The following is a 21,040-nucleotide window of genomic DNA, read 5'->3' on the forward strand; positions in this document are numbered from 1 at the left end:
ATGTCGCTATGCCATTTCCGGGAGGACAATGAACCGCCGTCATTTTCTGCGGGGCCTTGCTGCGGCAATGGCAACAGCCCGATTTTCCTTTGCCTCTGACACGCCGGATGCAGGGGTAGAGATTGCGCTGTGGAAAGGTGTTCCGCCGGGCGGTGGTGGGCCTAAAGGATCGCGCATGTATACATCTTCTGGTGCGTTGCACACTATCTCGATACCGAGCCTGACTATGCTCGCCCCCCCCTCACCTAACGGACGCGCGGTGTTAATTGCAGCCGGGGGAGGTTATAAGCGTATTCAAAACCGTAAAGAGGCCATTCCCGCCGCACGGTGGTTGAACGCGCGCGGATTTACCTCGTATATCCTGAACTATCGCCTGCCCGCCGAAGGCTGGAACGATGGAAATCTGGTAGCACTGCAGGATGCCCAGCGCGCGTTGCGGATTATTCGCCAGCGAGAAAAACACGTTAGCGTGTTGGGATTTTCTGCAGGTGGGCATCTGATGGGCATGACGGCCACACGATTTGACTATTGCTCGTATCCTGCGCGGGATGAGATTGATAAATTAAGTGCCAGACCTGACGGTGCAGCGCTGATTTATCCGGTGATTACCCTTCAAAAACCTTACACCCATACCTCTACGCACAGAATTCTGGTGGGACCGCACGCGTCTGCGGCAGAGGAGTATGCAGGGTCGGTGCAGAATTACGTCACAGCTACTACACCACCGTGTTTTATCGTACAGGCAGAAGACGACCCGCTTTCCGATCCCCACAATTCGTTGATTATGGCTGAGGCGTGCAGGGAGCATGGCGTCCCGGTTGAGATGCATAGGTATCCGACGGGCGGACATGGTTTTGGGATAGGGAAGCGGGGAACGGAGACGGTGGAGTGGCCAGACGAGTATGGAAGATGGCTGAGGGGGTGATGGTCCCCCCTGTTATATTCAGGCTGTGTGTCGCTCATTCCAGGCGTCTGCAAACTGGATGTTGCCGTCTACGATACGCCACGTGATTTTTTCATATTGCATACTGACGCTTTCAACATGATTCATCTTATCGTTGCCTGGCATTTTGACGTTGGCAACCCCGCAGTTAACGCCAGTGATCTTCACATTTTCCATCATGACCGTGTAGTAACTCACTTCCTGACCAGCGTCATTTATGTGATAAAACTTAACTTCTGCGCTTTTCAGCGTCTGGCCAGTCGCAGCAGCGCGGTATAAATAGGGCGTGGAGCTATCAACCTCTTTTTCAATCATCATTGATGAGTGCTGGCGTGTACCGGTTATTTTTCCACTCATGCTATCCACGGGGAGATTAATCCCGTGGCTAAGGCCAATGATTTCTATGCTACCTTCACGATCTTTAACATCAACGGAGCCTTTTATATCAGCGCCACCGTCGTCTTTTAGCCACATATAGGGAGGGGTTGGCATTTTATTTCCTCATATATTTTATTAATATCATAATAAAAAGATATATTATTGTCGTCACAAAAAATGCAACGACAATATCAACGTCATCGAATAAATCATATAGTGTCTCAATATTATCTTCCCCATATATTACTTCACTCCACTGGGATGCCACCTCAATATTAAGAAAGTGCTCTGCCTTAGGCATAAGACCATAGCAAAGAATAAAGCATATTATGTACAGAATTGTTTTACCTGTACGAAGGACAAATGTTTTTATAGCCATTTGCTACGACCTCAATCCATCCTCGAGCCAGTAAGGATTTCATACAAGGGACCTGAATGAGTGTTGTTGCCATAAGAGCATTATAAATTTGTGCAAAATCAGTCTCATGTGCGATTGTAATGCAGCCCTTGGAAACACGTCCAGGATGAAGCCTGAACAATCCACGGTGTACACCTTCTATCCAGGTCCCGTCATCAATACCCCAGTCATCTTTATATAAAGCAAACCACCGAGATTTTCCAAATTCCTGGAGTCCTAGTTTTCTATTTATAGAATCTTTGATTTCTAATTTTCCTTGCGAAAACCAATTCCCCTCATGTCTATCAACGATCCAGTATTTACCTGGTGGCAATGGTCCATCTTTTGCAATAGCTCTACATGCGGCATTATTTTTATAATTACCTCGTCCAGAGAAGGCCATAAACACACCAACCCCAAAAAGATTAAAGGGCGCGTAATCAGCATCATTAAGTAAAAGCTTGCCATGTAATGCCATGATTAAGGGTTTAAATTATTGAACACTTAATGAGTGTATAGGCAATACAATCAAGACAGCAATATTTAATGGTGATTTTAGGATTGTATAAAAAATTAGTAGTGGTTGATGTACTTAGAATGTATTTATTCAAACAATAAAGGGAGGAGATGAACGAGAAAGATAAAGGTTCAAACAACCTGACAGGAGAGGGGTGTGGGTCTGAAATGATGCTTTGAATTAAATGGTGCCGATAATAGGAGTCGAACCTACGACCTTCGCATTACGAATGCGACGTTATTATATTTTTACTCCTTTAAAAACCTCATTTTAAAACACTAAACTAATTATAAAACATCAAGTTATAAAAAACACCTGTTGATATAAATTGAAAGCTGTTGATGTTTATTCCCTTAATTTACTTACACCAGCCGTTACATTATCGTGATGTAATACTTCTCATCTGGAACCCCAAAATGGCACTACCAAGACAAAAACTCACCTTCGAGCGTATTCGAAAATTTGCTTTATCTGAAGGAAAAAACCAAGCATTTCTTTGGGATGCGGATGTAACAACTCTAGCATGTCGGGCAACTCGTGGAACAAAAGCTTTTGTATTCCAAAGCGTATATGCGGGAAAAACCCTTCGCATGACCATTGGCAATATTAACGACTGGAAGATTGATGATGCCAGGGCTGAAGCCAGGCGGCTGCAAACACTAATCGATACTGGGACAGATCCGCGTATAGCTAAGGCAGAAAAAATTGCTGAAGCGGAATCACACCTGGCTGAGTCTCGCAAAACAAAGGTAACCTTCTCAAGCGCCTGGGAAGATTATCTTCACGAATTGAGAACCGGTATCAGCGCAAAAACTAAACGCCCTTACTCTGCACGCTATATTGCCGATCACGTTAATTTATCTAGCCGTGGTGGAGAAAATAAAAAAAGAGGGCAAGGTCCAACCTCGGCTGGACCATTGGCAAGCTTGCTAGACCTGCCGTTATCGGAACTAACACCAGTGAACATCGCTACATGGCTGAGTACAGAAAGACAAAATCGGCCCACTGTCACTGCACATGCCTACCGTCTGCTGCGTGCATTTATCAAATGGGCTAATTACCAGAAAGAATATCAGGGAATAATCCATGGCGATCTTGCACAAGATCGTAACGTGAGAAAAATGGTTCCAGTATCAGCGAGTAAAGCGGGTGATTGTTTACAAAAAGAACAGTTAAAAAATTGGTTTCAAGCTGTACGTCAACTCAATAGCACTGTTGCATCAGCTTACCTTCAAGCACTTTTACTCACTGGAGCACGACGAGAAGAAATTGCGTCACTTCGGTGGCCTGACATAGATTTCAAATGGTCAAGCATGAGGATTAAAGACAAGATCGAAGGCGAACGAATCATACCTCTCACCCCTTATGTTTCTGAGCTGTTAAGTGCACTAGCTCAATCCCAAAATCCTGATGTAAATAATGAAGGTTGGGTTTTCAGAAGTAACAGTAAAAGTGGCAAAATTATTGAACCGCGTTCAGCGCATAACAGAGCGTTAGAGCGGGCTGAGTTGCCACATATCAGCCTTCACGGTTTGCGCCGTAGTTTTGGTACTCTGGCCGAGTGGGTTGAAGTTCCTACCGGTATTGTTGCACAGATTATGGGCCATAAACCTAGTGCTCTAGCTGAAAAGCACTATCGCCGCCGCCCGCTGGATTTGCTCAGAAAATGGCATGAAAAAATTGAGACCTGGATCTTAAATGAAGCAGGCATCGTTATAAAAAACAACGTTGAAATGCGTTGATTTTATTTAAAATCAATAACTTACAAAAAACATAGACTATTGACCAGAATAGATTTTCATGTATCGTAATACACAGTTTAGTCAATCATACAGCAACTACACAGGAGATAAGGCAAGTGACAAACTCAGTAACTGTTAACTCAGAAATGACTCAAGCGGCTATCAAAGCTCGCTGGGATTTTGATTCAGGCAAAACAGACCTATCCTTTAACGATTCTACCTCCATGGATCAAGTCATTGAGCATCTCAAAGAAACATATTCTGCTTTTCACAAGGCTTTCGCATGCGCCAAAGCTAAAATGTTACACCTTAAACAAAGAATGCAAAATGCTACTTTACGTAATTTTATCGCGCGTCTGATGCCATGCAAAAATCAGGTATCCAGGGCTCACCGCAGCACGGCAAAATCAGCAAAAAATTCGTTATCATCAGATTCGAGTGATGGTAGTGACCCCGACCCTGAAACTCTTCTTTCAGCCTTCATCATTCCCCTTACTAATTCAATAATACCTAAAGCTTTCTTTGCACACATCTCAATCAATGAGGTGGCAAAATGAGCACATTCCAACTCTCCGACACAACCCAGCAACAACTTATTTCAACTGCTGATTTAGCTAAAATCATCAGCTACAAATCCCAAACCATTCGTAAATGGCTTTGCCAGGACAGACTGCCTGAAGGACTACCTCGTCCAAAACAAATCAATGGTCGTCATTACTGGTTACGTAATGAGATCGCCGATTTTATAGCAACATTTTCTGTACGAGGGATCCTATAAGTAAACGAATCAGAGAGCTGTTCTGCCTGACAGCGGAATAGCTCTCTTCCACAAATAAATAAGGGCAATTCCCCCTGGCAATATAGGTGTTCATATGGCAAAAAAAACAACATCACTAAGTATCAGCGAGGAATCGATCAATATCGCCGGCAGGATCAGCTCTGCTATGCATATGTCGCGCTCTGCTGTTTTTGATTATGCGGTAAAGGCGTTGTATCCCTTAGCCAGCCGAATCAGCTATCACAGTAACGAGGTAAAAAATATTGAAGAATTGTTTCTGAATCAATCATTGGATATACATTTGCAATCCGTTCGTGGGGCACCAGAAATTACTCGTGAGGAATTTTTTTTAACGGGATGGGAGAGCCACATCAAAAGCCCGCTTAACATACTGGCATTTGAACATTACCGACATAACACCAGTGATGGGACCATGGGTAAAAGTGAGAAAAAAAGCATAGAAGAGCAACTTAAAGATATTGTTGATGCGAACAGGGTGAAAGGAGCAATCCACATCAAAACTGATCGTATCGTTGATAAAAGCAGTCCTAATGTCAAAGGGTACGAAAAAACCATCCTCATTAATGAAACTTCGTGGCATGGTTATTTTTTTGACCTTAACCAAATAATTACCTTGCCTATTTCTGACCTAATCATTTTTGGGATCAAGGAGGTTTTAAAACGCAGGGCCATTTACTTCAACGCCCCATACATTTGCTGGATAAACATTTACCACACCAATGACATGGCTGTAATGGTTCCAATCATTCGCGTGACGGATGTACCAGAGCACAGGAGGCAAGAAAAGATAATTTTCATTGTAAACCCTTTCGCGGAAAGGCCAAAAACTAATTAATGACACCTAATTTATTAATAGTTGGGATCATTGTTAGTGGCTTTCCACCAACGAAGCCATTGAACAATTATCATTTTCAATGATGAGTTTGAGATTAACATACGAAATGCAACCCCTTCTTTGCTCAGGAGACCAAGATGTGAAATTTTTCCACTATCAACTGTGCCAGGATGCACAAGAAGCAAGCACAACAAAGAAACACCCTACATTTCTGGAGATAATTAAAGAGTTTGCTATTCCCGTGGAGAATGTGGCAATTGAGATCGCTGGAGCCAACCGCCGAATATTAAAAGAACTCATAAATGAGATGGGGAAAGGAGACACGCTCATTCTGACCGATTTAAACAACCTTGGAGAGAATATCAATGACATGTTGAATACCTTGTTTTCTTGTTTCATCAAAGACATCAATATCTACTGTTATCACCCTTACAGCAGAATTGAACCTTCAGCGGAAAGTTGCATGTCTTTTCTGATCTCGGTTCAGACACAGGTTGACATCCAGAATCTTAAATCAACCAGAAGCAAACATAGAACATTAAAAAAACCGTTAGGTCGGAAGGAGGGAAGCAAGCACAAACTGAGTATCTATACCCTAAAACTGAAAGGCTATAAACAGTCACAGATAGCCCAACAACTGGGCATCAGCTTATCAACAGTTAAACGACACTGGAGTAACGGAATTATCGGTTAATTTAAAAAGCTAATTCCAGAGTAACTTTTTAACAGCCATCACAGGCTGGGGCTACCTTCGTCTCAAATTTAGATGTAGGAAAAGGTATTATAATGGCTAACCTACTGTACATAACAGTTAGCCTACTATTCCATAATAACTAACCTACAGATCTACTGTACTGATCACAGTATTAACCCCTTATTACCAGTAAGGGTCAGTTCCCCTTTAATGGGGGCAGATTGAGAACGAGTATAACCCAGCCTGTGTGGCTACTCACCTAATACGGTCCCTGCCGTAGGACCACCCACATAGGTATATATTATGAAAACGTACTTAGGCACTCACGGATTACACAACGCAGACAACCTGGATACCATGCAGGAGGTGATCGATTATGCCACGGATGATTATACCAGCATTACAGTTGTACGTGTCGATCTCCATTATCCCCCAATACTGGAAGATACCGTTTGCTGCTTCCCTAACCTGGAACCTGGCGCGATATCCCGGTTCATAGACTCGCTCAAAGAGATACTTAAAAACAGTGAACGACGCAGGAGACGTAACGGTACACGGGTCCACCCCAATACTCTGCGTAGCCTGTGGGCTAAAGAATACAGCCAGTCAGGGAAATGCCACTTTCATGTTTGCCTGATATTCAACGAACAGGCTTACAAGCATTTAGGTGACGACAAGGTTGATACCAGCTTACGGATGATGATCACCCGAGCCTGGTACAGCGCGTTAGGTATGGACGTGGAAGACTACCACGGACTGGTACACTTCCCTGAAAACTGTCGGTATATTCTGGACCAAAACTCTCCAGATTATATCTATGAGTACGGCATGTTGTTCATACGACTGGACTACCTGACCAAACTCGAAAGCAAAAACTACGAAGAGGGGGAACGTAACTTCGGTGGTAGCCGTAAGTAACCCTCGTAATGGGCCTTCTCTACGAGGGAAGGCCTTTTTTACGTTAGAGTTCAATAATATAGCCAGCAAATAACCTGCCCCCCAGGATCTTCAATTTGGTGTGATTTTTCCACTTTCAGTCATGATAGCGATTGCTTCGTCGATAGTCTGCGTTGTAAAGAGCGAATTCTCCCTACAGTCCTTGCGAATCACCTTCCTGTTTTTTTGAACAGAAATATTCTTGCACCAGGCTAACGTCTCGGCGGCGTGCTTTTCTTCCATGCTCATGTCCAAAAAAGCGACACGGCTATCAAGTGATTGCATATCCTAATTGACAACCGAAGGGCTGGATTCTAAGAGGTTTTCAACATCTGCAAGGCTTTGTTGAATAAATCGAACTTTTGCTGAGTTGAAGGATCAGATCACACATCCCCTGACAAGACAGGCATTCTCGTGGCAAAGCAGAAGTTCAGGATAACCAACTGGCGCACTTACAATAAAGCCCTTATCAACCGGGGCTCCATGACTTTCTGGCTGGATGATGAAGCTATTCAGGCCTGGTATGAGTCAGCCCCTCCTCCATCACGGGGACGACCCCAGCGCTATTCTGACCTTGCCATCACGACTGTCCTGGTGATTGAACGTGTATTCCGGCTCACCCTGCGGGCCGCTCAGGGCTTTATTGATTCCATTTTTGCCCTGATGGGCGTTCCGCTTCGCAGTCCGGATTACAGCAGCGTCAGTAAGCGGGCCAAATTGCATTGCTATCTTGGCTTAAAGGCGTTCACCGGCAGAATACAGCGGAACGGTGTTACACACCTACTACCGATGGCGATGCGCACCGATAAAGGAATTCTCAAGGCCGAAGAGTTACAGGACTGGCTCCGGGAGAACAAAGTGATAATTCCCACGATTGATGTCGTGTAGCGTACCTGCGCTGAGGCCATGGCAGCAGAGTCGGATGTATCTCCCTCTTTTCCTTCGGTGTCTTAAGCAAAGAAAAGTCCAGGTTACCGCTTTGCGTGCCGGAATAACGGGCCGAATTTATTTCATCCTGTCTGTAATTCCTCGCTTCCAGTATCCTTGTCGGCCAGAAGTTCGGCGGCCCGGTAACAGCGTCTCTCCGGTCAACGGCAGTGGGATCTGATTCAGTGCCAACTGCCGATATACATGATGCCTCTATCGGCCCTGTCAGCGAACGCTCTCCTGATGCTGAGTGGCGACAACCCGTTCTCCCGTGTGAGTCTTACTTCTTTCCCTGTACCACAGATAAAAATCGGCTGCCCGCATGGGCCTGCCATAATAATATCCCTGCACGTACTGCACCTGATTTTTAATGAGCCAGTCGACCTGATGCACAGCCGTCACGCCCTCCGCTATGGTGGTAAGGTTCAGACGCCTGCTGAGGTCGATAATCGTGTCCAGCACTGGCGTATCCGCACCGGCTGACGTCAGGCTGTCGATGAATATTTTGTCAATTTTCAGGTAATCCACTGGCAGACTCTGAAGCAGGCTCAGCGAGCAGTAGCCCGTACCAAAATCATCCACGGCCACCTGACAGCCTTTCTGGCGAAGCTCATAGAGTTTCGCCGACGCCGTTTCTGTGTCCTCAACCAGGCTGCGCTCGGTAATTTCCAGCACCAGGCGAAAAGCAGGATCGAGTGATACCCACAGTCTCAGAACGTCAGTGGTAAACGACCGGTCTGTCAGGTGAGGGGCTGCAATATTCACGCCCAGATGGAAGGGGGCGGTCACCTGCCAGGTCCTGACGTCCTCTTCAATCAGGCTGAAGAGATGCTGCGTCAGGCTGACAATCAGACCTTCCTCTTCTGCTGCCCGGATAAACACCACCGGTGAAATGCTCCTGCCGTCGGGACGCTGCCATCGCATCAGTGCTTCGGCACCGGAGCAGGTGCCAGTCGCGGCGTCACAGACCGGCTGGTAGTGCACGCTGAATTCGCCGTCTGCTATCCCTTTCCTGATTTCTTCTGCCAGAGACATCTTTCTTGAATCCCAGCGGCGCCATATGTACAACAAGGTCAGGGTCAGTAGCAAAGACAGGGGGCCGAGGAAAAGCAGATTACGCAGGATGTAATGGCGAAGCGAAAGCGCCGGCGTAAGAACCTGAAGCTGCGCCTGACTCACAGCAGAGCTGAACTCAGCGGTGAACATTTTCGTATGAGGGTAGATTTTTTCCTGGCCGGAAATGACCAGGCACCCAGGTGGAGCAGATAACCCGACCCGGTGTAACTAATCCATTCCGACTCACCAAAGTCTTCATACTGGTGTGAAAGAGTAAACAGCAGAGCATTGTCTTCCGCCGTGATATGCGCGGTACTGCACTGGATGCAGTTTACGTGGGCGACGGGCGGCAGTGGATCTTCTACTACCAGCTTTCCGGGCTCATCAGCAACGCGAAGTGAATACCCGTTGTCACAGACCACATTGATCAGGTCAGCCAGTTCAATACCGTCAATATCTACAGCGATCCGTCCCGCATTCAGGGCCAGTACGTTAATGGTATCGGCTTCTACCGTCAGGGGCAGCTTCATGGCTGCACCTCTCGATATTTTCCGGTGGTGATGTCGGTCACCGTTCTGTAATCGTTGCGGGTCATCAGCCCGGTGGTTTTGCGGGCGCGGAGAATATCGATACTGGTGAGACGCGGCAACTGTGTTTCTGTACTGAAACCGTGACGATCGATGCGCACCAGATCGTACTTCTCCACAATAAAATTCACGGCGTCGCACAGTGATATACCGGCGTCGATATGCTCCTGAATCACACAGTCGTTGCCAAACGGCTTGTCGTTAAGCGTCAGACCGTAGTGACGATCCAACAGGTGGCTCAGAAGCCGTTGCCAGATCTCCACAGGTGACGGGTGTGCTGTAGCCTCCTGCGTTGAGGATAGTGGTTGGGTTTGCATAGTGGGATCTCTTTGTTGATGGGTAAAACGAGGGTAAGTAGTAAGAAGCTTTATGCGGTTGCCGCTGGTGTCGGATAAATCGCCAGGTATACGTAACCATGCGAGCCGAGGGAGTCGGCCTCGCAGGTCAGCCCTTTTGCATAGAGCGTGACACAGTGCTGATGGCGGGGATTGAGTTCACCGCTGGTGAGCATCAGTTCAAGCTGTTTGAGCATCAGTTCAAGCTGTTTGAGCAGCAGTGGAAATGCCTGGTCGAGATGCCGTAAATCCGCGTCGCTGAACTGTCCGGTGATGCTGGCCCGGTCAGCGAGATAATGCAGACGGTTGCCCGCCTGCACCAGCCGTGCGCCAAAACAGGGCGTGATACTGCGTTTAAGCCCCCACCAGGGTTCAGCAATATCGTGGTTTACTGTCGGTATTTTATTCGACAATTTAGCGTTCCTTAAATTAACGTTAATTGAGCGTGACGCTGCGCAGGACGACATACGGGCCGTTGCGGTCCTGACGGCGTTCAGCGAAGACTGCGAGCACGCCGGTGATATCCTGCACCTCCCGCCCGGCATAGTGGCAGACGCTGCCGGACCACTGGTATTTCCCGGCACAGAAGCGAAACAGGCGGGATTGAGGATGTTGACGGTATATCGCCATCGCCTGACGTTTACTGATAATTTTCATTGGGTTATTCTCCTGTTGTGCTACAGCCAGCCACGATCTGCAAACGAGGTGATCTCCATGCCGCCGACCACCAGGTGGTCCAGCAGGCGGATATCAACCAGGTCCAGCGCCTGCTGAATACGCGTAGTGACCTGACGGTCTGCCTTGCTGGGTTCAGCCTCCCCGGAGGGATGGCTATGGGCGACAATGACAGCGGCGCAGTTATGCTTCAGACCGGCCTTCACCACTTCGCGAGGATGGACCTGCGTATGGTTGATGGTGCCGGTAAAGAGCGTTTCGTGGGCTATCAGGCGATGCTGGTTATCGAGAAAGAGCGCGGTAAACTCTTCCCGCTCCAGTGACGCGAGCTGCAGGCGCAGCCAGTCGCGGACGGCATGGCTGGAAGTAAATGACGCGCCGGGTTCACGTAGCTGGCACTCCAGCAGGGTTAACGCTTCCCTGACTATCTGCTGGTCGGCAGGGGCTAATTCACGGGCAAACAGTGGTAACTGTTGTTCCATAGCTGCTGACTTCAGTCGATGATGTGCATGATGGTGTTACATTCCGCGTGGTTGAGCGCGTAATCCCGCAGGCGGTAATAGTGCTCTGTCATGGCATCGCATTCGGTACGCATGGAGTGGTGGCTGTAAGTCATCAGACAGACCGTAATCCCTGCCGCTTCGGCACTCATGTCACCGCCGTGGCCGTTCATCGCGTTGAACAGAGACCAGGGTCCCTCGCTATCCGCTTCCGGGGCCATAAACGCGCCGCCGTTGCTGAGCGTGTACAACTGCCAGATACCGCCGTGGTAATCGGCGCAGAGGCGGTCCATCCACGCGAAGACCGTGGGCTCAAGGATTATCCACTGCGGAATGCTGCCAAAGTGCTGCGGCCAGAAGCTGATGCGGTTCTCATCGGTTACCGGTATAGCGATAATCTGATGCTGAGCCGCAGCAGGAGCATCTGCTGCGGGTGTGAACAGTGGCAGAGTGTTATCGGTCATGTTGTTTTTCCTCTTTCATTCATTGTGTTGGGGATACCGGTTCAATCGGAGTGACGGACAGGACTGCGCATAGCCGTCTTCATCACAGTGTGAGGGCCATTGTCCGTCAGCGAGACTTAACCGGCAGAGACTGAGTTCACCGGGACGATAAAGAAGGTGTGAGCACCAGGCGCACAGGTCGTCATCGGAGATGGAGCGGCTGCAGGGGGTGTTCTCCAGGGGGGCAGGATAAATGGCGGCCGGGTGGGCGTTATCAGTCAACGGTGGCATCAGCTCAGTGCCTGCTGCAGCTCTTCCGCCATCACCCAGAGTGCCCGGTTGAGCTTAACGTCGCCGTCGATGCCTTTCACCGCGCGGGTATGGCTGCGTTTGCCTTTGGCAGTACGCCCTGGCAGCCCCCCTTTGAGCAGGTTCTCCTGGCACCGGTTAAAAACTGACCACAGGTCATCCTGACGGTCTTCATAGCGGCGGGGTGTCAGTATCTGCGCTTCCGTCACCGGCTGGTGCTCTTCCCCGAAGCGGTACGTCAGCGCGGCTCTGGCAAAAGCCTGTTGTGCCGGTGGCGGGAGTAAAAGCGACTGCATGGAATCACGCTTCTCTTCCACTCGGTCAAAAACGCCAAGGACTTCATAAGCACCTTCAATAACCTTCTCCACCACATTCCCCCGGTGTGGAACTCTGATCTCGCCAAACGACTGTCCGCAGACGAGCGAATTCGTACACACGCTTCGAAATATGCCTGGAAGTAACTGAAAACTGGACTCACCATCGTGCGAATTCAGAATGATGATTTCCGGTACCTGCTGGTCGTTTATCTGTCCGGCACGGCGCAGTCGGAGCATGTGCTTTGTGTGCTCCCGTCGACCCGGATCGCGAACACGTGACTGACAGGCAAAAAAGGGCTGGAACCCTTCGCGCTGCAGGTTCTCCAGCAGGGTTATCGTGGGGATGTAAGTATATTTTTCACTTCTGGATGCGTGTTTATCTTCCCCGAAGACGCTGGGGACGACCTGCATCAGTTCTTCGTGGGTCAGTGGCCGGTCACGGCGTATCTGGTTTATACGGCCAAAGCGGCTGGCTAATCGCATGGCTAACTCCTTATCTGATAATGAAATAAAAACAAAAAGGCCATGTTCCCGAAGGATCATGGCCTGTGTGTAATCAGGTGTAGATGGTTTACTGGCTGGAGAGCCAGAAATTTGAGAAATTAATCGCTGTAGTATATGGTCCGGCAGCCACTGAGGTCCGACAACTCTTTCTGCGTGTTCTTCAGCCCCGGGCTGAAGGTTCCTGCTTTTTTATCGTTGATGTAAACATCAAACGTCGCGGCCTGAGCCAGCGCGTTAATAAATGATACCCAGGCGTTATCACCGTTTCGCCAGCCAAGGAATGACGGTAGCGAATACTGGCTGTTATCCATGACGACCGTTATTTCCGTCCGGTCGTCATGAGAACTTACTGATGTTCCATCAGGCAGGGTGAGATCAACACCGTGTTGCAGAATATTCTGCGCATCAGGGTTGGTGGTGCAGTTCAGATTAAACACCACCTTCTCCGGGCTGGTGATGATATATTCAGCTACGCCCTGACCAAAGCCACTGGTCCACATATTGGGCAGGGCATGGGCCGGTGTCAGCAAAAACAGACTCAGGGCTGCAGCAGAGATAACACCTTTCAGCTTCTTCATGGATTGTTCTCCTGATTCTCCGGCAGATAGAGTTTCCCCATTTCCTTGCCATCGTGCGAATACACCACCGATTTCTCACCCGTGTAGCTGTCGGTCTCAATCCGGAAGCTCAGAGCAATATTGTCAGCGAGACACAGGGCGGCTATCAGCGGCTGCACCGTTTTCTGCTGCATATCAGCAATGTAGTAATAATTACCGGACTCACAGCCTTCCGGCGACTGACGGGTTTTCATCACCGTGTATTGCGGCGTACCGAAGGCATCCTTTTTTACCCATTCCTGCACGATGTCGGATTTATGCGCCACTACCTTGCTGAACGGCGGCGGGGTCAGATCCTTAAATCGGGTAATCGTCTTCACGCCAGCATCTTCCTTACTGTCGCAGCCGGAGACCAGCAGCGTGCCGGTGACCACCAGAGCGGTCGTCAGACGCGTAGTCAATACATTCATGGTAAAACTCCCTGTTATGGTTGTTTTTCAGCGGGTCAGCAGTTGCCGGTACGACGACATAATTCCGCCATACTCTGTTTTGCCACCCACTGCTGCAGCTTCCGGTCATCCTCAGAGCGTTTTGCTGCCAGAGCAGCCTGTTGCTGTTTGTTGACACAGTTGTCCTTCACCCTCATCACAACTTCCGGGCTGAATTGTTTTCTGAGTTCCTCCGCCTTTGCATCAATGTTCTCAACGGGCGGGTCCTGATAAAGAAGCTTATCTTCAACGGCCTGATGCCAGTTGCTCATACGGTTATCAACGATGGCGAAATAACAGCCATTCCCTTCATCAGTCCCTTGATATACCGACTGCAGGTGCAAGGGATATTCGTCACGGGGTTTGATATCGATGTATTTGACAGTTTTAGCTTTCTTGTCTGCCAGATAAAGTGAACTGCCGCCTCTGCTGCGGAGCAGGAAGTGATTTGTCCACGGGTAATTGTCGAGGACAACAGCTTGATACAGCTCGTTATGCATGCGGTTGTCATCGAACCCGTCAGCGGATTTCCAGCCGTCAGCCTGCATGTACTGCCAGGCCTTAACTGAACCTACGATATTTTCTGCGAGAACCGAGGGCACAGAGGTCATGCAGAGGCTGGCGGCCAGCGCCGCCGTGGTGAGTAATTTCATCGTGTTCTCCTTATTTTGTCCATCCGGAGGAGGTATGTTTCACACAACATCGATCGATTAAAGTGATCAATATTTATTTATCGATCGATATATTCTATTAACAAGGGCGAGAGTTGTCATCCGTTACTGAAAACGGGTGTGGTGTACAAGGGGAGGTCGTTAAGTGTGTTCAGAAGAAAATCCAGTCCCAGACCGCGCGGGCAACCGACACCACCGCATCACGCACGGAGCGAACCACCGCTTTCAGCGGCGCGGGCAGGAATGATGATGACTCGGCTGTATCGAACACCCGGCCCACCGCCTCACCGAAGTCGTCACGGGCCTGCGACTTTACCGGCTCCGTACAGAGCCTCCCTTGCAGTTGTGTCGCCACCGGGCTGGTGGCGCGGTCCGGCAGACAGCGCATCATGGTTGCCACCATCTCCTCCACACCCCAGCCGCTACAGGCGGAGACCATGCAGACCGGGTGATGCGGGTTAAACATTGACGTAATGGCGGCCTGCTTCTCCTTCAGGTTTTCCTGTTGCTGTGCTGAAGGGGTACTGGTTCGGGTATCCCATTCGTGGCTGGGTTCGATTTTGTCGGCCTGGTTAATTACAAACAACACCTGCTGCCGGTAAGACTGCATCACACCGTGCCAGAACTGTTCGTCCACCGACAGCGCCCGGTCATCGGCCTTGATGAGCCACAGCACCAGGTCCAGCTCTGGCAGCATACGCCGGTACAGGGCGCGGTATTCCTGGTCTCGTTGCCCGTTTTCGCCCACACCCGGCAAATCAACAATCACCAGACTGTGACGACCACTGCGCAGCCGAAAACGCAGTACGTCACGGGTACAGGCGTTCACATCGCTGACAGGAGAAACCTTGCCCCGGAAGAGTTCATTACAGAGCGAGGATTTACCGGCACCACTTTTACCCATGATGCCAATCACCGGCTCGTAGTGGGTGAGGTTCTGAATGCGTTCAAGAATAAGCTGGCGAAGCGTATCGGGAAGCGACGCCAGCGGTTGTTCCAGGGCCTGAAGGCCGCGAGGTTTAGTCATACAGGGTTCTCAGCGTGAAAAATAAAAATCCCCGCACACCGGTAAAGGAGGCGGGGGATTCACGGAGATAATATCTGTCTGAAATTATTTGGATTGTAACAGGTTAAAGGACGAAAGGCTCTCCGTCTTAGTGAGCGAACGTAATGATGTGGGACCGATGATGAGCAGCACACCTGCGACATCAGATGCCAACACACCATTTCAACGTTCATCCAGTAAATTAAAGAGAGAGCCTTTATGAATCCTTATTCTCCCTCCATCGTCTCCGTCAATTCGACTGACACGACAAATACACGCGACTTTCTGCAACAGGCCGTTGATACGGATGCACTGCTGGTAAGGAAGTCGGCACTGAACGGTGGATTTTCGGATGAGAGCAAACTGGTTGCACCGGTGGAATTTCTGGTGACGGGCAACCTGTCAGCATGTACAGAGGTTTTTCAGGCCCATGCCCTCCCGGCTGTCATGATGTCGTTGAACCGGATCGCATTACAACCTGAGCAATAGAACAAACATTCTCAACGCATTAGTCAGTCTGATCACTGTCCATTTCCAGAATGGAAAGTATCCGTATCCGGGTCGTGCTTACCTCCTGGTATTGAGGCATGTATACAAGGGGAGTCTGACATTTCCTTTCTTCTGGCGAAAACAAATAAGCCCCGTTTAAGTGAATAATAAGAAATGATGAAAACCTGAAAATGTCGTCAATTTTTCCCATGCTCAGTCACATCCTGTTTCTGACATAAGGGGTATGGACCGTAGAAGAGGCTGTTCACCCCTTATGATAGCAAAAGGTTAATACCCTGCCAAATCAACATCATACATGCTGTTCTGACTAGCTTTAAAATATTTTATGTTCCATATAAGAGCATCTGCTTAACTGCCAGGCGGGATAGCCTTATTACATGCTACAATTTTTCATCAGTCACCCTTAATTGGGCGCAATCGTAGCATAGACTGTCGTTTTGTAATCGCCGGGCTGTGGTTTTTCATTGTTGTATGATGATAATTTAAAATCGATACTCCCTGTGCTGTTCCCGGTACTGTCCATTGTTAACTCTTTGTTATTCGAGCCATCAAGTTTAAAACCGTCTGCACACAACCTGAGCGCCTGACTGACATCTCCCTGTTTTTGGGCAGACAGGCATCCTTCGGTGTCAATTGCACCCGTACCACTGAGCGATAACGTTGCACTTGTTGTTCCCTCGCATGATGCACTGAAGGATGCACTGCGGTGAATGCCGTTAATAAAACTGGCTGCATCTCCGGTAAAGTTTATGGCCGGGTCAGGCACAGATAAAGTACATGACGGCGTTGTGTAAAGCGTTCCCGTTGATATCTGTCCATTGATGACATATGCACTGGTGCTTCCCCAGTGGAAGTTCACATAAAAAACATATCGACCATCCATCACGATATTGCTGTGGCTTTCATTCGTCAGCGTCGCCCTGCAGGCAATCGCATAGGAGACAATTTTGGCCGGTTCCGGGAGGTTGTAGCTGTTATTTGTTTTTACCCCTTTCAGGGATACGACGATTGTATCTTTTTTTCCGTCTTCAGTTGTGTAGTCAAAAGTACAGTTGTTCACAATCCTGAGCCCGGTCGCGGGAAGCCACGATCCACCACTACTGTTGTTCACTATAATAGACTCGACTTTTTCCTTTGTTGAGATGGGGGTGGTCGGGGCTCTCCAGTAAACCGTCCCTGTGGTTCCCTTCACATCCATCGCGCTGACAAGTTCATTACTTGCCATAAGTCGGGCATCATCTGCTCCTGCAAGACACAGGTTCGGGGACATCAGCACCATATACATCAGCGCGGGCAAGACAAATTTAAATGAATGTCCGGTACGATGGTGGACAGGAATGCATTCTGCCATATCTTTCTCTCAAATTATTGCTGCTTTCAACTGAGTGGTCAGCAACCAGGACAGGATGAGCTCTTTGAATACTCAGCCAGGCCCGGATGCAGAAGTGGCCTCACCATTTTTAATGGCCACAACGTCCGGAGTAGTTCACGACTTCACTTTCAGGCAGAGCGCATGAGCACTGAGTGTTGTGCCTGCTCTGTACTGGTTTCAGAACCAAACTACGTTACACTTAAAGTCATCCAGGCACTGAGCGTACAGTCAGCGAACTTGCTTCTACTGATAATTAAATTTCATATTCACGACGGTACTGAAGGCACCGGCCGTGACTTTGTCTTTCGTACCGACATACGCAGCCTGATAGGTCAGCGTATTATCCTGTGAGGGGGTGAGGGTACTGGTTTCAGTTTCAGTTCCCTGAGGATTGAATAACCCTGTTTTGTCCGTTTTATAAAAATAGAGTGCCACCCCGTCAGCCCCGTCCGTGAGTGAATTCTTAAATGCGCCGGTATTTTCATCATCAGCATTACCTGACGCTGTGACCAGAACCGTCGTCACCGATGCGCCACAGTCCTTCAGCACAATATCAATATCTTTAGTGCCACCCGTTTTGCCTTTTCCCTGTATATCGCGGTCTGCAATATCCGGTAATGTCACTTTTTTATTCGCGGAATCGCTGTCAATTGTGCAGGTACTGGCCTTTACGGTACCGGTAATCGTAATCGTTGCGGTATCACTTGCTGCACGAACAACACCGGACAGGCATGCCGTGAGCAGTAAGGCCAGCCCCGCAGTTTTCAGCGCGTGAATATGATTAATATGCTTTTCCAAAACGTTATCCTTTATAGTGTGCTGTTAAAGAAATTAATTTATTGTCAGAAACAATCGTTTTTTATACGAATATAGGGGTGTTTTTCAGCATCAGAAGGTAGCCTGTAATGACCTGTACACTGACTGATTTTTCCGTCTCCCCACACCGCTTTTACCGTGCCCTCACCGTTTATCCCTGACAGGTACACCATCCCCTCATCCCCGACAATTCCACTTTGCTCTCCGGCTGTCACTACGGTTCCGAAAGGGAGGGGGGTCCCGTTATGCGTCAGCGTCAGCAGTACCCGGCTTCCTGTGTGACCTTTGAAGCGTACCCTGACCACTGCCCCCCGGGTTGGCACGACTTTTACCACCGTATTCTCCACATCGGTCTGGTCATCCAGTGTGGATGCATCCAGTGCTATCCGGTTTTCGCGGTACACAGACGCATAAGGTTTGACCGCGTATCCACGCCAGTCCGTATAAATGCCGGTTTCATTTTCCACTGACACGCCCGACACGCCGGGAGCAGCAATCAGAACGCTGGTTTCACCGAGTGGTTGCCCCAGCGTAACGCCTTCACTGTGTGCAACAGCGCTGCCATTGACTCCGTAGCTGGTCTGGCGATAAGCCCGACTGTAGCTGTATCCGGCATTTACGTTTCCGTATCCGCCCTGATAATCCGCACTTAAGTTGCCACTTTCTCCCTCGCTGTGAGAGTAACCCTGAGTAACATTCCAGCTGAGATTATCCTGCTGCAGGGCCGTGCCACTCAGTCCTGCCTGATGACTTACCCGACCTTCACTGTCTCTTGCCGCCATATAAGTTGCACGCAGTGAGTGATGTACACCGCTGTCGCCCGCCATGAATGTATCGAGCGGGACAGACACGGAGAGCGAAAACGTTTTGTCTGCGCCGGACTGACTGCTGCTTTTGCTGTAACCGTATGACAGACTGTAACTGATGTTGCCTGCTGTGCTGCTGAATCCCGCCTGAAGGGAATCATCCCGGCCCGTGGTGTTCCAGTACGTCTGTCTGACACCCGTCAGGTAAACGGAACCCAGTTGCCCCAGCCGTTGTGAAATACTGGCCTGCGTTTTCGCCCGCCGGGTATTGTAAAGGTTGTAGTAATCGGTCCATGGTCGTTTCACCGGATTTCCCTCTGCATCAACGGTATCGGTATCGTATCTCCACCCCTCCATGCCCTTAAGGGCAGTCTCATCCAGAGAGTGGAAACCCTGGGTGGAATATCGATAGCCGGTCAGCTGGAACGTGGTTCCCAAAGAGTTCAGGGTACGGGCATAAAGAAAACGCACGGACTGACCCTGATGATGGCTCCCGTCAGCAAGCGTACTGTCGGCCTGTGTGATATCAGCTGAAAACGCCCCAATCATGCCGAGGTTAAGCCCTGCCCCCGCCAGCACGGACTGATACTTCTCCGCATACTGTATTCCGCCATAAGCTGTCACGTTATGAGGCAACCCCCATATCAGCGTGCCCTGAACAAACTCAGGACTGTCATAGCGGCTACTGAAAGACTGATACCGTCCGGCAGCCAGGGCATATTTGAATCGCCCCTCTCGCTGGAGAACAGGAACGGAGGAATACGGGACACTGAATACCCGGGTGTGTCCATCCGCCTCCGTCACTGAAACCTCGAGGTCTCCACTGGAATAAACAGGGTACAAATCGTCAATAGCAAACTCGCCCGGTGAAACAAACGTCTGATACACCGTATATCCGTTCTGGCGTATGGTGACTTTAGCATTGGAGGTTGCTGTTCCGCGTATGACAGGAGCAAACCCACGAACACTGTCAGGAAACATGCTGTCGTCCGTCTGAAGCTGAATGCCACGGACCCCCAGAGAATCGAACACATCGCTGCCGGTTGTACTGTCTCCCAGGATGACTTCGCTGTTCAACGCAATAATATCCCGTTCGATATAGGTCTTGATGCGCTGCCACCGGCGGTATTTGTAATAATGGCTGTCGTACTCACTCCAGGTCCGGTAGTCACGCAAACGCCATGCTCCCAGATTCAATCCGGCGTTCAGGTTGAGGTAATGACTGCCGCTATCACCATACCGACCGTGACTTTGATTACCACTGAAGCTGTAGTTCAGAAGTGCAGCATTTATTCCTTCATCCCATCTTTCCGGCGGGATATATCCATGGGCACTGGACTGCATCGCAGCCTGAGGCACACTGATATCGAGTCGCATTGTCTGAAAGTTAAATGCGGTATAAGCTTCAGGAATATATTTCCCGGGTGCAAGACATTGCTCATCGCCTGCTGCCATTATGTCCGGAAACGCACGGGTTTTTATTCCCAGGGATTCAAGGTCATGACGGGTCAGGCAGGGCATCAGCCCGGTATTATCGTGGAAATACGAATGCACATCTTTTTTTTCATTAGATGACGCCTGCAGCCCGGACGTATCAATAAATCTGAGCTGCCTGTTAAGAGCCTGCTTACCATTAACATAGATATCAGTCTGGTAAACACCCGGCAACTGGGCGCCCTCCCGCTGAAAACGGGATAAATCTGCGACGCTGCGGATGTCCGATGAAATAAGTTCTGGCGCGAAATAGAGTTCAGCATAAACCGGCGACGTTATACCTGCCATAGCCAGCGCAATGCAGACAGACAGGGATGACCTGCGGCTGAAGTATTGTTTTATTATTTTCATTCTGGCTGGACTCTTTCACTCATATCACTGCCTCCC

General features: G+C 49.2%; 23 protein-coding genes and 3 pseudogenes. 9 read left to right on the top strand and 17 right to left on the bottom strand.

All coding sequences use genetic code 11. From position 1 onward, the window contains the following. Positions 1-28: 28 nt before the first annotated feature. Positions 29-925, top strand: a complete 897-nt coding sequence (locus tag E0L20_RS07185) for an alpha/beta hydrolase (protein WP_131633348.1) — start codon at positions 29-31, stop codon at positions 923-925. An 18-nt stretch (positions 926-943) separates the two neighbouring features. Here E0L20_RS07185 and E0L20_RS07190 read toward each other — a convergent pair whose 3' ends face one another. Together E0L20_RS07190 and E0L20_RS07195 are read right to left on the bottom strand one after the other, a co-directional pair. After that, positions 944-1,435: an Hcp family type VI secretion system effector gene (locus E0L20_RS07190; RefSeq protein WP_131633349.1), complete on the bottom strand. Its 492-nt coding sequence runs from the start codon at positions 1,433-1,435 to the stop codon at positions 944-946. Between the two features lie 230 nt (positions 1,436-1,665). Beyond that, entirely contained in the window at positions 1,666-2,196 is a 531-nt protein-coding gene (locus E0L20_RS07195) for a DUF2778 domain-containing protein (protein ID WP_131633350.1), read from the bottom strand. A gap of 380 nt (positions 2,197-2,576) precedes the next feature. Between E0L20_RS07195 and E0L20_RS07200 the strand changes: the two genes are divergently transcribed. The 7 genes and pseudogenes from E0L20_RS07200 to E0L20_RS24270 all read left to right on the top strand — a co-directional run bounded on the left by E0L20_RS07200 (position 2,577) and on the right by E0L20_RS24270 (position 8,129). After that, positions 2,577-3,977: a tyrosine-type recombinase/integrase gene (locus E0L20_RS07200; RefSeq protein ID WP_131633351.1), complete on the top strand. Its 1,401-nt coding sequence runs from the start codon at positions 2,577-2,579 to the stop codon at positions 3,975-3,977. 116 nt (positions 3,978-4,093) lie between these two features. Further along, on the top strand, positions 4,094-4,534 hold the full coding sequence (locus E0L20_RS07205) for a hypothetical protein (protein ID WP_228293829.1): 441 nt from the start codon (positions 4,094-4,096) through the stop codon (positions 4,532-4,534). After that, on the top strand, positions 4,531-4,755 hold the full coding sequence (locus E0L20_RS07210) for a helix-turn-helix transcriptional regulator (RefSeq protein WP_131633352.1): 225 nt from the start codon (positions 4,531-4,533) through the stop codon (positions 4,753-4,755). The genes E0L20_RS07205 and E0L20_RS07210 overlap by 4 nt, the downstream gene beginning before the upstream one ends. A gap of 94 nt (positions 4,756-4,849) precedes the next feature. Next, complete coding sequence (locus E0L20_RS07215; RefSeq protein WP_131633353.1) at positions 4,850-5,611, top strand: hypothetical protein; 762 nt, start codon at positions 4,850-4,852, stop codon at positions 5,609-5,611. 139 nt (positions 5,612-5,750) lie between these two features. Beyond that, positions 5,751-6,305, top strand: a complete 555-nt coding sequence (locus tag E0L20_RS24035) for a recombinase family protein (RefSeq protein WP_165500689.1) — start codon at positions 5,751-5,753, stop codon at positions 6,303-6,305. Between the two features lie 303 nt (positions 6,306-6,608). Further along, positions 6,609-7,223, top strand: coding sequence for an inovirus Gp2 family protein (locus E0L20_RS07225; protein WP_131633355.1), 615 nt, complete (start codon positions 6,609-6,611; stop codon positions 7,221-7,223). 388 nt (positions 7,224-7,611) lie between these two features. Beyond that, a pseudogene (locus E0L20_RS24270) lies at positions 7,612-8,129 on the top strand (transposase). Positions 8,130-8,393: 264 nt separating this feature from the next. Here the strand turns inward: E0L20_RS24270 and E0L20_RS07240 are convergent. From E0L20_RS07240 to E0L20_RS07300, 12 genes and pseudogenes are all read right to left on the bottom strand, one after another. Continuing rightward, positions 8,394-9,422 (bottom strand): annotated as a pseudogene (locus tag E0L20_RS07240) (EAL domain-containing protein); the annotation flags it as partial. Continuing rightward, positions 9,383-9,754, bottom strand: a pseudogene (locus tag E0L20_RS07245) (DUF5983 family protein); the annotation flags it as partial. The pseudogenes E0L20_RS07240 and E0L20_RS07245, both read right to left, overlap by 40 nt. Then, a complete protein-coding gene (locus E0L20_RS07250) occupies positions 9,751-10,128 on the bottom strand; it encodes a TA system toxin CbtA family protein (RefSeq protein WP_131633358.1) in 378 nt (125 codons plus the stop codon). The gene E0L20_RS07250 and the pseudogene E0L20_RS07245, both read right to left, overlap by 4 nt. A gap of 50 nt (positions 10,129-10,178) precedes the next feature. After that, on the bottom strand, positions 10,179-10,559 hold the full coding sequence (locus E0L20_RS07255) for a type IV toxin-antitoxin system YeeU family antitoxin (protein WP_131633359.1): 381 nt from the start codon (positions 10,557-10,559) through the stop codon (positions 10,179-10,181). Between the two features lie 22 nt (positions 10,560-10,581). Further along, the gene (locus tag E0L20_RS07260) at positions 10,582-10,803 is read right to left on the bottom strand and encodes a DUF987 domain-containing protein (RefSeq protein ID WP_131633360.1); all 222 of its coding nucleotides are present in this window, start codon (positions 10,801-10,803) and stop codon (positions 10,582-10,584) included. A gap of 20 nt (positions 10,804-10,823) precedes the next feature. Next, positions 10,824-11,303 (bottom strand): RadC family protein, encoded by a 480-nt coding sequence (gene radC / locus E0L20_RS07265; protein ID WP_131633361.1) that lies wholly within the window; start codon positions 11,301-11,303, stop codon positions 10,824-10,826. 11 nt (positions 11,304-11,314) lie between these two features. Continuing rightward, entirely contained in the window at positions 11,315-11,785 is a 471-nt protein-coding gene (locus tag E0L20_RS07270; protein ID WP_131633362.1) for an antirestriction protein, read from the bottom strand. 269 nt (positions 11,786-12,054) lie between these two features. Continuing rightward, positions 12,055-12,873: a DUF932 domain-containing protein gene (locus tag E0L20_RS07280; RefSeq protein ID WP_131633364.1), complete on the bottom strand. Its 819-nt coding sequence runs from the start codon at positions 12,871-12,873 to the stop codon at positions 12,055-12,057. 119 nt (positions 12,874-12,992) lie between these two features. Beyond that, on the bottom strand, positions 12,993-13,472 hold the full coding sequence (locus tag E0L20_RS07285) for a hypothetical protein (protein WP_131633365.1): 480 nt from the start codon (positions 13,470-13,472) through the stop codon (positions 12,993-12,995). Then, positions 13,469-13,921 carry a YfjS/YafY family lipoprotein gene (locus E0L20_RS07290; protein WP_131633366.1) on the bottom strand — a complete coding sequence of 151 codons (453 nt, stop codon included), beginning with the start codon at positions 13,919-13,921 and terminating at the stop codon, positions 13,469-13,471. Before E0L20_RS07290 ends, E0L20_RS07285 begins: the two co-directional genes overlap by 4 nt. Positions 13,922-13,956: 35 nt before the next feature. Next, positions 13,957-14,592: a hypothetical protein gene (locus E0L20_RS07295; protein WP_131633367.1), complete on the bottom strand. Its 636-nt coding sequence runs from the start codon at positions 14,590-14,592 to the stop codon at positions 13,957-13,959. A gap of 169 nt (positions 14,593-14,761) precedes the next feature. Further along, the gene (locus tag E0L20_RS07300; protein WP_131633368.1) at positions 14,762-15,637 is read right to left on the bottom strand and encodes a GTPase family protein; all 876 of its coding nucleotides are present in this window, start codon (positions 15,635-15,637) and stop codon (positions 14,762-14,764) included. A 237-nt stretch (positions 15,638-15,874) separates the two neighbouring features. On the opposite strand from E0L20_RS07300, the gene E0L20_RS07305 reads away from it, so the two are divergent. After that, positions 15,875-16,144, top strand: a complete 270-nt coding sequence (locus E0L20_RS07305) for a hypothetical protein (RefSeq protein ID WP_131633369.1) — start codon at positions 15,875-15,877, stop codon at positions 16,142-16,144. A 424-nt stretch (positions 16,145-16,568) separates the two neighbouring features. Here the strand turns inward: E0L20_RS07305 and E0L20_RS07310 are convergent, their stop codons facing one another. The 3 genes from E0L20_RS07310 to E0L20_RS07320 form a co-directional block, all read right to left on the bottom strand. Next, positions 16,569-17,516 (bottom strand): hypothetical protein, encoded by a 948-nt coding sequence (locus E0L20_RS07310; protein WP_131633370.1) that lies wholly within the window; start codon positions 17,514-17,516, stop codon positions 16,569-16,571. 264 nt (positions 17,517-17,780) lie between these two features. Next, the gene (locus E0L20_RS07315) at positions 17,781-18,335 is read right to left on the bottom strand and encodes a fimbrial protein (RefSeq protein WP_165500691.1); all 555 of its coding nucleotides are present in this window, start codon (positions 18,333-18,335) and stop codon (positions 17,781-17,783) included. Between the two features lie 44 nt (positions 18,336-18,379). Further along, a complete protein-coding gene (locus tag E0L20_RS07320; protein ID WP_242673388.1) occupies positions 18,380-20,941 on the bottom strand; it encodes a fimbrial biogenesis usher protein in 2,562 nt (853 codons plus the stop codon). Positions 20,942-21,040 lie beyond the last annotated feature (99 nt).

This window comes from Enterobacter wuhouensis, from assembly GCF_004331265.1.
Lineage (GTDB): Bacteria > Pseudomonadota > Gammaproteobacteria > Enterobacterales > Enterobacteriaceae > Enterobacter > Enterobacter wuhouensis.

Bases quoted from the DNA above. Each gene is read 5' to 3' on its own strand.
- E0L20_RS07185 (WP_131633348.1), top strand. From the start codon at position 29: ATGAACCGCCGTCATTTTCTGCGGGGCCTTGCTGCGGCAATGGCAACA.
- E0L20_RS07190 (WP_131633349.1), bottom strand. From the start codon at position 1,435: ATGCCAACCCCTCCCTATATGTGGCTAAAAGACGACGGTGGCGCTGAT.
- E0L20_RS07195 (WP_131633350.1), bottom strand. From the start codon at position 2,196: ATGGCATTACATGGCAAGCTTTTACTTAATGATGCTGATTACGCGCCC.
- E0L20_RS07200 (WP_131633351.1), top strand. From the start codon at position 2,577: ATGTTTATTCCCTTAATTTACTTACACCAGCCGTTACATTATCGTGAT.
- E0L20_RS07210 (WP_131633352.1), top strand. From the start codon at position 4,531: ATGAGCACATTCCAACTCTCCGACACAACCCAGCAACAACTTATTTCA.
- E0L20_RS07215 (WP_131633353.1), top strand. From the start codon at position 4,850: ATGGCAAAAAAAACAACATCACTAAGTATCAGCGAGGAATCGATCAAT.
- E0L20_RS07225 (WP_131633355.1), top strand. From the start codon at position 6,609: ATGAAAACGTACTTAGGCACTCACGGATTACACAACGCAGACAACCTG.
- E0L20_RS07250 (WP_131633358.1), bottom strand. From the start codon at position 10,128: ATGCAAACCCAACCACTATCCTCAACGCAGGAGGCTACAGCACACCCG.
- E0L20_RS07260 (WP_131633360.1), bottom strand. From the start codon at position 10,803: ATGAAAATTATCAGTAAACGTCAGGCGATGGCGATATACCGTCAACAT.
- radC (WP_131633361.1), bottom strand. From the start codon at position 11,303: ATGGAACAACAGTTACCACTGTTTGCCCGTGAATTAGCCCCTGCCGAC.
- E0L20_RS07270 (WP_131633362.1), bottom strand. From the start codon at position 11,785: ATGACCGATAACACTCTGCCACTGTTCACACCCGCAGCAGATGCTCCT.
- E0L20_RS07280 (WP_131633364.1), bottom strand. From the start codon at position 12,873: ATGCGATTAGCCAGCCGCTTTGGCCGTATAAACCAGATACGCCGTGAC.
- E0L20_RS07285 (WP_131633365.1), bottom strand. From the start codon at position 13,472: ATGAAGAAGCTGAAAGGTGTTATCTCTGCTGCAGCCCTGAGTCTGTTT.
- E0L20_RS07290 (WP_131633366.1), bottom strand. From the start codon at position 13,921: ATGAATGTATTGACTACGCGTCTGACGACCGCTCTGGTGGTCACCGGC.
- E0L20_RS07295 (WP_131633367.1), bottom strand. From the start codon at position 14,592: ATGAAATTACTCACCACGGCGGCGCTGGCCGCCAGCCTCTGCATGACC.
- E0L20_RS07300 (WP_131633368.1), bottom strand. From the start codon at position 15,637: ATGACTAAACCTCGCGGCCTTCAGGCCCTGGAACAACCGCTGGCGTCG.
- E0L20_RS07305 (WP_131633369.1), top strand. From the start codon at position 15,875: ATGAATCCTTATTCTCCCTCCATCGTCTCCGTCAATTCGACTGACACG.
- E0L20_RS07310 (WP_131633370.1), bottom strand. From the start codon at position 17,516: ATGGCAGAATGCATTCCTGTCCACCATCGTACCGGACATTCATTTAAA.
- E0L20_RS07320 (WP_242673388.1), bottom strand. From the start codon at position 20,941: ATGGCAGGTATAACGTCGCCGGTTTATGCTGAACTCTATTTCGCGCCA.